We start from the raw sequence: 13,204 nt of genomic DNA, 5'->3' as shown, positions 1-13,204 counted from the left end.
AAAGGATTAAATTGATTCCTTTAGCTTTTATATTATTCTAAACTACGCATTTTTTGTCTAATAATTCTTAAATCTTCTGGTAACTCTTCATCTGGAATACTATCTACAAATGCTGTATTACCAACTGATTTTGCAGTTTCATAATACCAACATTTAAACTTAATTGTATCTAATGCTTCTTCCAATTGTTTTATTTGTTTTTCTACCTCATTTTTTTGATTTTGAAACAACTTCAAACGTGCATCAATTGTTTTATCTCCTTGAATCACTAAAAGAATAAATTTACGAATATCTTTTATTTGCATTCCTGTTGCCTTTAGACAATGTATAATCTTTAAAAATTCATAATCTTTTTCTTTAAAAACACGTATCCCGCCTTCTGTACGTTCTACAAAAGGCAACAATCCTTCTTTATCATAATAACGAATCGTTGATGATGAAACATTTAACATTTTTGACATTTCTCCAATTGTATATGTCATGATCTAAAAATTCCTTTCTATTATTTTTTATAAAAGTAACAAAAAAGTATTGATTTAAAGTTAACTTTAAGTTTTATAATACATTTAGATTATATAAATCTACATGAATCTTGTCAAGAAATCACTTATTTCTTAATCACAATAATTCATGAAAAATTTAAATATCTATAAATAAAATATTTAATGGAGGTTAATTTATGTTAGGTGATTTTACATATTCAAATCCTACAAAAATCTATTTTGGTGAAAACTCACTAGATAATCTTTCTACAGAACTTAAAAATTATGGAAAAAACGTATTATTAGTCTATGGTGGAGGATCAATTAAAAAAAATGGTATATATGATAAAGTAATTGATATCCTAAAAAAATGTGATAAAACAATTATAGAAGATGCAGGTGTAATGCCTAATCCAACAGTTGAAAAACTATATGAAGGCTGCAAACTTGCTCGTGAGGGTAATGTTGATTTAATTCTTGCTGTTGGTGGCGGAAGTGTTTGTGACTATGCTAAAGCAGTATCAGTTTCAACATATTGCAATGAAGACCCATGGGAAAAATATTATTTACGTATGGAAGACGTTGACAATAAAATTATTCCTGTAGGCTGTATTTTAACTATGGTTGGAACTGGTTCCGAAATGAATGGTGGTTCAGTTATTACTAATCATGAACAAAAATTAAAAATTGGGCATGTTTTTGGTGATAATGTTTTTCCAAAATTCTCAATCCTCAATCCAACATTCACATATACTTTACCAAAATATCAAATGATAGCTGGTTTTTATGACATCATGTCTCATATTTTAGAACAATATTTCTCAGGTGAAGATGATAATACTTCCGACTATATTATGGAAGGATTATTAAAATCATTAATTCATTCATCAAAAATAGCAGTAAATGATCCAACAAATTATGAAGCACGAAGCAATATCATGTGGATAGCAACTTGGGCTTTAAATACTTTAGTTGCTAAAGGAAAAACTACTGATTGGATGGTACATATGATTGGTCAATCAATTGGTGCTTATACTGATGCAACTCACGGAATGACTCTTGCTGCTGTATCTATCCCTTATTATAAATATATTTGCCCTTATGGATTAAATAAATTTAAACGTTATGCAATCAATGTATGGGATGTATTAAGTGAAGGAAAAACTGATGAACAAATCGCTAATGAAGGGCTTGAATGTATGGAAAAATATATGCGTGACCTTGGTTTAGTAATGAATATTAGTGATTTAGGTGTTAAAGAAGAAATGCTTGAGGGAATTGCTGAAGGTACATTTATTATGAATGGTGGTTATAAAGTTCTTACAAAAGATGAAATTATAACTATTTTAAAACAAAGTATGAAATAATTTATCAATTTTCTATTCACCGGAATTTATTTCCGGTGATTTTTTAATTTTAAATAATATTTCATTGTAATTATGAAAATCAATATAAAATTAATTTAATTACATATCTGAATTTTTTGCAAAATAAAAAGCCAGATACATTATCTAGCTTTCATAACATCTTTGTTTTTTTATATTCATAAGCCAGTAAGCATGTTAACATGAACATCCCTCCTGGTAAACAAAAAACAATAAAATGATACCACTTTAATTTAATCCCTTTAAATCGATTAAACACTTTTAATTTCCCTTTTCATTTTATAATTAAAAATAAAATTAATTATAGTCATCTTCAATTGTTGAATCCACATCTTCTTCAGGTTCTTCTGGTACATCTTCTTCTTCAGCATAAATATCATTCATATCAATATGAACTTCACTAAATGTATGTCGACTTCTTAAATCCCAATTATTTTCACCAACTGTAATAAAACGCCCATCTAAAGTAATGTTAGTATAAAATAATGATTCTTTTTCATTTCTTTTTTCTTCATCAAATTTTTTCATTTGACAAACTTCATTCCACAATTTATAAAAATTAACTGCTGTTTTCTTTTTTGTCATTAATTCATATGCTACATCAACCATAGACATATTATAATATCTATCCATACTATCCATCTTTAAATCCTCCTACATTTTTTCTGGGGCACTTACACCAATTAAATTCAATGCATTAGCCATTGTTATTCTAGTTGCCTCAACTAACGATAATCTTTGCTTACTTAATTCTATATTATTTTCATCGATAACATAACATTCATTATAAAAACTATGAAACAATTGTGCTAATCGTTGAATATAATTAGCAATTTTATGTGGTGCTCTATTAATAGCACTATCTACAATTACATTTCTAAATTCATTAATATGTTTAACTAATTCAATTTCTTTATTATTAACTAGCAAATCAAATTTATCACTATAGTCAATCTTTGCTTTATCTGCCTGAGTTTTAATTGAACACATTCTTGCATGAGCGTATTGTGCATAATAAACAGGATTTTCATTTGAATGAGATTTAGCTAATCCAATATCAAAATCAAAAGGTGTATTGGCTGCTTTTGATACAAAGAAGTAACGTGTAGCATCTACTCCAATTTCTTCAATTAAATCTTTAATAGTTACTGCATTTCCAGTTCTTTTAGACATTTTAACTGGTTCACCGTTATTCATCATTCTAACCATTTGAATAATATCAATATTTAATTGATCAGCATTATATCCAAGAGCTTGAATTGCTGCCTTCATACGATTAATATATCCATGATGATCTGCACCTAACAAGTCAACTAAATATTCATAGCCACGATCTAATTTATTTAAATGATAAGCAATATCCGGTGTCAAATAAGTATATGATCCATCGCTTTTAATTAGTACACGATTTTTATCATCACCAAATTCAGTTGATTTAAACCATAAAGCTCCATCTTCTTCATATGTATATCCAGCTTCTTTTAATTTTTCAATTGTTGGTACAACTTTATTTTCTTCATATAAAGAAGTTTCTGAAAACCAAACATCAAAAGAAACTCTAAACTCATTTAAAATATCTTTTATTTTTTGTAACTCATATTCAGTTCCCTTAGCTCTAAAATAAGCAATCGCTTTATCTTCAGGTAATCCTAAATACTTATCACCTTCAATTTCTTTAATCTTATTTGCAATATCAATAATATCCTTACCATGATATCCATCTTCTGGCATCGTAACCTCTTTACCAAAAGCTTGTTGATAACGCGCATATAAAGATAATGCTAAATTATGAATTTGATTTCCCGCATCATTTATATAATATTCACGTGTAACATCATAACCTGCTGCTTCCATAATACGACAAATACTATCCCCAACAGCCGCACCTTTAGCATGACCTAAATGCAAATCTCCAGTTGGATTAGCAGAAACAAACTCTACATTATATTTAATTCCATTTCCATAATTGCTTTTACCATAATTTTCTTTTTCATCTAATACTTCTTTTATAATTGATGTCATTGCATCTTTAGCTAAAAATAAATTAATAAATCCTGGACCCGCTATTTCTATTTTTTCAATATTGGCAGTTTCTTTATCTATCGCTTCTACTATTGCAGTAGCAATTTCACGTGGATTTCTTTTTAATAATTTTGTTAATTGCATTGCTAAATTTGTTGAATAATCACCATGTGTTTTATCTCTAGGAATCTCAATTATAATATTTTCTTGATCATAATCTTCCACAAATCCACGTGATATTATTGCTTTTTTCAATACATTTTTTAAAGTTGCTTCTATCTTATTAATTGCCATTATTGTCCTCCTTACGTCTTTACCACATATCTTTATTAAATTACCATTAAAGCCCCATTAAGTCAATGTTTTTAAAACAATTTATCCAAAAACTATATCTTATAATAATGGTGCAAACACTCTTAATATTGCCTCAGTCCATCCTCTAAACTTACCATGCATAACATCAACTTGCGTTATTTCTTTTGACAAAGTAATTGTCTTTAAGAAGTCATTTTTTATATCTTTAATCGCTGATGTCTGATAAATATACACACCACATTCAAAGTGCAAATACAAACTACGATAATCCAAATTTATTGTTCCTACAGTAGCCACTTTATCATCACAAACAAAGTTTTTTGCATGAATAAACCCTGGTGTATATTCATATATTTTTACACCCTCATTAATCAATATTTCATAATAAGAGCGTGTAACTTTATATACTAGTTTTTTATCTGGAATCCCCGGTGTTATAATTCTTACATCGACCCCTCTTTGTACAGCTAAACACAAAGCATTTTTTAATTCATCATTAATAATCAAGTAAGGTGTATTAATGTATATATATTTTTGAGCTTGATTTATCATATTTAAATAAACATTTTTACCTACCGGTTTATTATCTAACGGTGAATCTCCATATGGTAAAATATAACCATCTGGTCTTATTTTATCAACACTGTAATGACGCGGATGATATTTATCATAATCTTCAAAACTATTTAAAGATGCATTCCATGTCACCAAAAACATCAATGTTAAATTCCATACCGCCTCACCTTTAATCATTACCCCTGTATCTTTCCAGTGACCATATTTAACTTTTTCGTTGATATATTCATCAGCAAGATTAAATCCACCACTAAAACCAATATTTCCATCAATTACCGTGATTTTACGATGATCACGGGTATTCATTACTGCTGAAATAAATGGGACAAAATGATTAAATGAGATACATTTAATTCCATAACTCTCCAATTTTTGATAATACTTAAACGGTAACATCGTTAAAGAACCTACATCATCATACATAAAACGAACTTCAACGCCTTCTTTAACTTTCTGTTTTAAAATATTTAAAACTGCATCAAACATCTTACCCTCTTCAACAATAAAATATTCCATAAAAATAAAATGTTTAGCTTTAGCAAGTTCCTCTAACAAATCCAAATAAGCTTCTTCTCCTAAAGAATAATATTTAATCTCACTATTATTATAAACAGGAAAATTTTCATTAACTAAATACTTAATTTGTCCCTTAATAATAGGATCAGCAATTTCTTCAAGAACATGATTTGGATAAATATATGGATTAGTTGCTTTACTTTGTTTATCAAAAGCAATCTGCAATTTTTTTGCTGGTTTTTTATTTCCAAAAGTAAGATACAAAACACCGCCAAAAACAGGAAAAGATAAAATTGGAACTAACCAAATAATTTTATAACTAGGATCATCATCTTTATTTATAATATACAATACAACCAACAAACTTAACATCATAAATATTATTTTAAAAACCCATAAGTCAATAAATAAAGTATATGCAAATATTAAAATAGCAATTATTTGGATAATAATCAAAATAATTGAAACAACTATACGATTCGATAAAAACTCTAATCCCTTTTTCATCTCTATCACTCCTTTTGACTACAACTTAAACTATTTAAAATTAAATATTCATCCCATTTTAAATTAATTTTCTAATTGTAAATACGAAACCATTAAATAAACACTACTAATCAAATTATTTCCATCATACAATTCATACCTTAATTTAAGTGGATTTTCATATTGATAAGAGATTAACTTTGTTTTTAACAAAACAACTCCATAATCAGTTTCATATTCATTTACAATTTCATCATTTAAGACCAAATGCAACACACTCTTTCCATTATGTAAAATAACTTTATCCAGCATAATTTCAATCTTAATCTCTTTATCCCCTTTAAAACTTATTGTTTTTCCGTTACTAGTATTTTTTAAATATCCATTCGTATCAAACTTTATCGTTTCTTGATGACTATCATATTTAAAAACACTTCTATATTTAACCTTAATTGGCTCCATCATATGTCTCCTTTAATAAAAATTATATTTATTTTATCACATTAAAAATTAATACGGTGTATATTATAACACAAATTTGCTAATAATAGTTTTGGTGAGAAAATGAAAAAATTTATAAAAATAATCTTAACTATTTTAACTATCATGACAACTTCACTTTTATCATTATATGTTATTGCATACTTAATAGGTTCTCCAGATTTAAATAAAAATAGATATCTAAAACTATATGATAACAATCAACAAATTTATTATCAGTCAATCAATGATTATGCTGGTCACTATGTTTCTTTGGATAATGTCAGTCAATATTTCAAAGACAGTATCGTAGCTATCGAAGATCGTCGCTTCTATCAACACCGTGGTTTTGATCCTATTGGTATTTTAAGAGCTATAAAAGTAAATATCACAAATCAAGATAAATCACAAGGGGCTAGTACAATAACTCAACAATATGCTCGTTTACTATACTTAACAAACGAAAAATCCTGGTCTCGTAAAATAAAAGAGGCTTTTTTAACCATGCAACTTGAAACCCATTTAAGTAAAGATTTGATCCTTGAAGGTTATATAAATAACGTATATTTTGGTCATGGTATTTATGGTATCGAAAATGCTGCACGCTATTTTTACGATAAAAGCGCCAAAGATTTAAATTTAAACGAGAGCTCTATGCTTGCTGGAATAGTTAATGGACCTACTTATTTTTCACCACTAAATGATGAAGAAAGCGCCAGAAAAAGACAAGGTGTCGTTTTAGACGCACTAATCGATACCAAAAAAATCACTAAACAACAAAAACAGGAAGTTTTAAATAGTCCTTTAAATCTAGCAAGTGAACATAAAGTTGATGAAAATCTATCAAATAATTTCTATAAAGATACCGTTATTGATGAATTAGAAGAGCTAGGATATTATAATAATACTTACTTAAATCAAGGTTTAAATGTATATACAACATTAGATTCTGACTATCAAAAAGTATTAGAACAAAGCGCTACTAATTATACAAAAGACAGCGAAGTAGAAACATCAAGTATTGTCGTTGAACCTTACACTAGTAAAATTTTAGGATTAATAGGCGGTAAAGATTATTCAAAATCACAGTTCAATCGAGCAACTAAAGCAAATCGTCAAATTGGAAGTACTATCAAACCATTATTATATTATTTAGCATTAGAAAATGGTTTTAGTCCTACAACAACTTTTTTAAACGAACCTACAACTTTTAAATTAGAAGACAATACAACTTATAGTCCTGGTAATTTCAATGATAAATACGCATATAAAGAAATCAATCTTGCTCAAGCAATTGCAGTATCTGATAACATATATGCAGTAAAAACACATCTTTTTCTTGGCAAAGAAAACCTTGCTTCTTTAATTAAAAAATTTGGTATTGAAGATGTAGAAGCAAATGCTTCTCTTGCATTAGGAACATTAAATACTAATATTTATAATCTTGCTAATATGTATAATACACTTGCAAGTGAAGGAGTATATAATCATTTATATACTATTGAAAAAATCACTAATAATGAAGGTAAAATTATTTATCAACATAAAGCACAAAATAAACAAATGTTGAATAAAGATAGTTGCTTGGCTCTATCACAATTATTAACCGCTTCTTTTGATAATCGATATAGCACTTATTTACAAGCTACTATGGCTACATATAAACTAGAAAATACTAATGCCTGTAAAACTGGAAGTACTGACTTTGATAATTTAGCTGTAGCGTATAATCCTAATGTTTTAGTAGCTAGTTGGGTTGGATATGATGATAATCGAAAAATGAAAACATCAAATGATAAAACTGTAGCAAAAAAAACAGTTGTAGATGTATTGAATTACACTAATGAAACTCAAGATGTTAAATGGTATAAACCTACTAAAAATCTTCAAGCAATCGCTATTGATCCAATTAGCAGTGAATTTGACGAAAATGGTATAGTATATTGGTTCAAGAAAAAGCAATCCTGAATAAATTATTCAGGATAAAATATTTTATGATCAATTTTATTCTTACTAGAATTGGTTATTGCCCCAACAATTTCTGATACTTCTGGTAACAACTTTAATTCATGATTAACTAATATCTCAATTGCATTAACTTCATTATTATCATAATACAAATATGGAATTTGACTTTGATCATCACTTACAACATAATATCTTACTGCAATTCCACTTTTAGCAAATTCTTTTATGATTTTTATCTTTTCTTCTTCATTATTTAAATCTCGATATGCAAATAATTTACGATTTAAAAATCGATCACATAAATCAGCTAAAATTTTATCATTACTTTCACTTAATAATCTAAAATAATATAGAACGATACTTTCATCTAATTTAACATAATCTACCTCATTAACATTTCCATCTAAAAAGGGGTTTAAATAGCGAATATCTCCAAAATCATATCCTTCATTATATAAATCTTTCATTCTTCTAAAAATACTAATCAACAATTGCTCATAGCTTCTTGATGTAGGATGATAATAAACTTGCCAATACATATGATATCTTGCTAGAATGTAATTTTCTATTGCTTGAACCCCAGAATATTTATAAACAATTTTATTATCTACTACTTTCATCACTCGTAAAATTCTATATAAATCAAAATGACCATACGTAGTCCCTGTAAAATAAGAGTCTCGCAATAAATAATCCATTCTATCAGCATCTAACTGACTAGATATCATTTGAATTAAAATAGTATTAGGATGTGTTTTTTCAATAATACTGCTAACTTTTTTAGAAAAACCTTTTTCAAAAGATTCTAAAATACAATTAACCTCACTATTTCCATTAATAATTTTAACTGTATACTCTTCATGATTTAATCCAAAAGCACCTTCAAAACAATGTGAAAATGGTCCATGACCAAGATCATGTAATAATGCTGCACACATAACTGTCAACTTATCATAATCACTAAGATACTTACCAACCTCACTATTAAAAATCATTTTTCGAACAATAAAATATACCCCTAAACAATGACAAAAACGTGAATGTTCTGCGCTTTGGTATACCAAATGTGTTCCACCCAATTGTTTTATTCTTCTTAATCTTTGCATTTCTTTAGAATTAATTAAATCAAGTATAACCGGTTGATCAACATGTATATAATTATGTACAGCATCACGAAATACTTTACTATCATCTAATTTTGTATCGTTTAAGTTATAATTTTTTGCCTTCATAATTACACCCCCTTTTTATTTACATTATAATATACACCATAAGTTTATGCTATCTTTCTAAATTATTCATTTTAAATACATAAAAGGTTAGATTTTAATCTAACCCTCTAAAATAATTTTATTCTTCACTATTATTTTTCTTTTCATAATAATTTCTAACTAACATTTGTGTTTTTCTAATATGATGCTGTATTTTTTCTTTAGCTAATTTTTTATCACGTGCTAAAATAGCTTCATATATTTCACGGTGTTCTTTAGCAGCCGAAATTAAACGATCTGGTTGACGAATTGAATGTCTAGAAGTTACATGAATATAATAATTAATATCACTTAAAAGTTGTTCAAAATATTTAGATTGTGTACAACGATATATAGCATCATGGAAAGCAATATTAATATCATTGAATTTTTCTTGATCACCTTTTTTAGCATAAAATTCCATCAAATCATATACTTCTTTAATCTTTTCTAATTCATCTTCTGTAATTCTTTCAATTGCTAATTGAATTGCAAGTCCTTCTAACGCATAACGAATTTCCAGCATATCATCAATATCACGATGAGAAAATCCTAAAACATATACACCCTTATTAGGAATACTTTTAACTAATCCTTCTAATTCTAATTGCTTTAAGGCTTCTCGGATAGGTGTTCTAGAAATATTCAGTTCCTTTGATAAAGCAACTTCATTAAGTTTTTGACCTTGAACATATTCTTCATTTAAAATTTTATCACGTAGAACATTAAAAATCTTATTTCCTAACGACCCATGTCCTGCATTTTCTAATAAATTCTTTGCCATATCTTACCCTAACTTCCTTATAATTGCATCTGTAAATTCTTCTGTTGTAGCATTACCGCCAATATCAGGAGTAATCGTAATTCCTTCTTCAACTACTGCTTGTAATGCTATTTTTAACTTATTAGCATCTTCAACTTTACCTAGCGCTTCCAACATTAAAGCAAACGCTAATAATAATGCACTTGGATTAGCTATACCTTTACCTGCAATATCAGGTGCACTACCATGAACAGCTTCATAAATTCGATACTCATCGCCAATATTTCCACTTGGTGCAAATCCTAATCCACCAACTAATCCAGCACACAAATCAGAAACGATATCACCATATAAATTAGGCGCTACTAAAACATCAAATGTTTCAGGACGAATAACTAATTGCATACACATATTATCTACAATTACTTCTTGTGCTTCGATTTCTGGATAATCCTTTGCTACATCTCTAAATGCCTCTAAAAATAATCCGTCTGTATATTTCATAATATTTGCTTTATGAATAGCAGTTACTTTTTTACGATTATTATTTTTTGCATATTCAAAAGCATATCGACAAATCTTTTCACTTGCTTCTCTTGTAATTAATTTAATTCCATTTGCCATATTAGGATTGATCATATATTCAATCCCTTTATATAAATCCTCTGTATTTTCACGGATAATAACTAAATCAATATTTTCATAACGAGAATTGATTCCTTTAAAAGACTTTATTGGTCGCACATTAGCATAAGTAGCAAACTGTTGTCTTAAAGCAACATTAACGCTTCTAAACCCTGTTCCTATCGGTGTCGCAGTTGGACCTTTTAGCGCCCATTTATATTCTTTTATTGCATCAATTAACCCTGGTTCAAATACCTCTTTTGTTTTAGCGGCATATTCGCCACCAGCTTGATACTCCATCCATTCAATATCTAAATTCATCGCTTTAGTAATATCAACTACACTTTTTGATATTTCTTTACCAATTCCATCTCCAGGTATCAATACAGCTTTCATTAAAAATCACCTCCTAATTCTTTAATAGCGTTTAATAATCCCCCATATTTAATCATTACTTTTTCTCTTGGCGATAAAGTTAAACTTGCATTAATCGACTCATTAGTATTTTCATTAATAACTTTAACTTCTCCATTATTTTCAACTACTTCTTTAATATTTATAATTTTATAACTATCATGATCATTGAAGAAATCTTGTTCATCAGCTTTAATCACTAATGGTAAAATACCATTATTAATCAAATTAGAACGATGAATTCTTGCAAAAGAAACTGCAAAAATAGCTTTTATTTTCAAATAATTAGGAACTAAAGCAGCATGCTCACGAGAACTTCCTTGTCCATAATTATCACCACCAACAATAAATCCACCATTATTAGCTACTGCTCGATTATAAAATTCTGGATCAACTTTACTAAATGAAAATTTAGCTAAATATGGTACATTTGAACGATATGGCAATAATTTACTATCAGAAGGAACAATATGATCAGTTGAAATATTGTCACCTACTTTTAAAACAACTTTTCCAGTTATTTCATCTTGAATCTTATCACCACGTGGTACTGGTTTAATATTTGGTCCCATATACACTTCATTATTTTCATCATATTCATCAATAAAGAAATTTTCATTTTTAATAAATGGTGTATTTGGCACATCAGCTAAATACATATCATCTTCAAATTCTTGTGACATATATCCTTTAATCGCACTCAACGCTGCCACTTCTGGAGATACCAAATAAACACTTGCATCATTAGTTCCAGAACGTCCTTTAAAATTACGGTTAATTGTTCTAAGTGAAATTCCTTTAGACAAAGGTGCTTGTCCCATACCAATACATGGCCCGCATCCACACTCAAGAATACGTGCTCCTGCCTGTACCATATCACCTAAAGCCCCATTTTTAGCAAGCATTGCTAAAATCGAACTAGATCCAGGTGCAATTACCAAAGAAACATGTTCAGCCACTTTTCTTCCTTTTAAAATTTTTGCAGCTTTCATCATATCTGCAAAAGATGAATTTGTACAGCTTCCAATTACTACTTGATTAATTTTCATTCCTTCAAGTTCTTTAACCGGAACAACCGCATCAGGACTATGTGGTTTAGCTGTCATTGGTACTAATGTACTCAAATCAACTGTCAATTCTTGATCATAAGTAGCATCTTCATCAGCTTTAATTTCAATATAATCTTCAACTCGTCCTTGTTGTTGTAAATATTCTTTAGTTCGCTTGTCAGTTGGGAAAATTGAAGTTGTCGCCCCAAGTTCTGCTCCCATATTACAAATAGTTGCTCGATCTGTTAAAGATAGCGACGCAATTCCTTTGCCAGTATATTCAATAATTTTATTAACGCCACCTTTAACCGTTAACTGTTGTAAAATATATAAAATAATATCCTTAGCACTTACCCATGGTGCCTTTTTACCAACCAAATTAACTTTAACTACACTTGGACATTGTAAATAATATTTACCAGTAGCCATTGCTACAGCTACATCTAATCCACCAGCACCAATTGCAATCATCCCCATTGCCCCACAAGTTGGTGTATGTGAATCAGAACCAACTAATGTTTTACCAGGTTTCGCAAAATTTTCCAATTGTAATTGATGACATACTCCATTACCTGGTTTTGAAAATACAATCCCATGTTTTTTAGCTACACTACGGATAAATTCATGGTCATCCATATTTTCAAATCCAGTTTGTAACATATTATGATCAATATAAGCTACTGCTTTTTCAACAGCAACGTGTTTAATATTCATAGCTTCTAATTGAAGATAAGCCATAGTCCCTGTAGAATCCTGTGTTAATGTTTGATCTATTTGAATCCCAATTTGTTCACCAGGAATTAACTTTCCTTCTTTAAGTTTACTATTTAAAATTTTATATGCTAAATTCATACCCATTCTATCACACCCCCGC

The 13,204-nt window shown here is 28.7% G+C and carries 11 protein-coding genes; 2 read left to right on the top strand and 9 right to left on the bottom strand.

Annotated features, from left to right (window positions below; genetic code table 11):
- Window positions 1–32 precede the first annotated feature (32 nt).
- The gene (locus NQ543_RS01190) at window positions 33–482 is read right to left on the bottom strand and encodes a MerR family transcriptional regulator (protein WP_004610629.1); all 450 of its coding nucleotides are present in this window, start codon (window positions 480–482) and stop codon (window positions 33–35) included.
- 197 nt (window positions 483–679) lie between these two features.
- On the opposite strand from NQ543_RS01190, the gene NQ543_RS01185 reads away from it, so the two are divergent.
- A complete protein-coding gene (locus NQ543_RS01185) occupies window positions 680–1,849 on the top strand; it encodes an iron-containing alcohol dehydrogenase (protein WP_004610630.1) in 1,170 nt (389 codons plus the stop codon).
- Between the two features lie 315 nt (window positions 1,850–2,164).
- Here the strand turns inward: NQ543_RS01185 and rpoE are convergent, their stop codons facing one another.
- From rpoE to NQ543_RS01165, 4 genes are all read right to left on the bottom strand, one after another.
- Window positions 2,165–2,509, bottom strand: coding sequence for a DNA-directed RNA polymerase subunit delta (gene rpoE / locus NQ543_RS01180; protein WP_004610632.1), 345 nt, complete (start codon window positions 2,507–2,509; stop codon window positions 2,165–2,167).
- Window positions 2,510–2,521: 12 nt separating this feature from the next.
- Window positions 2,522–4,183: an arginine--tRNA ligase gene (gene argS / locus NQ543_RS01175; protein WP_004610633.1), complete on the bottom strand. Its 1,662-nt coding sequence runs from the start codon at window positions 4,181–4,183 to the stop codon at window positions 2,522–2,524.
- A 99-nt stretch (window positions 4,184–4,282) separates the two neighbouring features.
- Window positions 4,283–5,803 carry a cardiolipin synthase gene (cls, locus tag NQ543_RS01170; protein ID WP_004610634.1) on the bottom strand — a complete coding sequence of 507 codons (1,521 nt, stop codon included), beginning with the start codon at window positions 5,801–5,803 and terminating at the stop codon, window positions 4,283–4,285.
- A 63-nt stretch (window positions 5,804–5,866) separates the two neighbouring features.
- Complete coding sequence (locus tag NQ543_RS01165; protein WP_224758202.1) at window positions 5,867–6,244, bottom strand: DUF1934 domain-containing protein; 378 nt, start codon at window positions 6,242–6,244, stop codon at window positions 5,867–5,869.
- 102 nt (window positions 6,245–6,346) lie between these two features.
- Between NQ543_RS01165 and NQ543_RS01160 the strand changes: the two genes are divergently transcribed.
- Window positions 6,347–8,230 carry a transglycosylase domain-containing protein gene (locus NQ543_RS01160; RefSeq protein ID WP_004610636.1) on the top strand — a complete coding sequence of 628 codons (1,884 nt, stop codon included), beginning with the start codon at window positions 6,347–6,349 and terminating at the stop codon, window positions 8,228–8,230.
- Window positions 8,231–8,235: 5 nt separating this feature from the next.
- Here the strand turns inward: NQ543_RS01160 and NQ543_RS01155 are convergent, their stop codons facing one another.
- The 4 genes from NQ543_RS01155 to NQ543_RS01140 form a co-directional block, all read right to left on the bottom strand.
- Window positions 8,236–9,462, bottom strand: a complete 1,227-nt coding sequence (locus tag NQ543_RS01155; protein WP_004610637.1) for an HD domain-containing protein — start codon at window positions 9,460–9,462, stop codon at window positions 8,236–8,238.
- A gap of 118 nt (window positions 9,463–9,580) precedes the next feature.
- A complete protein-coding gene (locus NQ543_RS01150) occupies window positions 9,581–10,264 on the bottom strand; it encodes a GntR family transcriptional regulator (RefSeq protein ID WP_004610638.1) in 684 nt (227 codons plus the stop codon).
- Window positions 10,265–10,267: 3 nt separating this feature from the next.
- Window positions 10,268–11,263 (bottom strand): isocitrate/isopropylmalate dehydrogenase family protein, encoded by a 996-nt coding sequence (locus NQ543_RS01145; RefSeq protein WP_004610639.1) that lies wholly within the window; start codon window positions 11,261–11,263, stop codon window positions 10,268–10,270.
- Window positions 11,263–13,188: an aconitate hydratase gene (locus NQ543_RS01140; protein ID WP_039904729.1), complete on the bottom strand. Its 1,926-nt coding sequence runs from the start codon at window positions 13,186–13,188 to the stop codon at window positions 11,263–11,265. Before NQ543_RS01140 ends, NQ543_RS01145 begins: the two co-directional genes overlap by 1 nt.
- Window positions 13,189–13,204: the final 16 nt, after the last annotated feature.

It is taken from the genome of Thomasclavelia spiroformis DSM 1552, assembly GCF_025149465.1.
In the GTDB taxonomy this organism is placed as follows: domain Bacteria; phylum Bacillota_I; class Bacilli_A; order Erysipelotrichales; family Coprobacillaceae; genus Thomasclavelia; species Thomasclavelia spiroformis.
This window is presented reverse-complemented; position numbering and strand designations above follow the sequence as displayed.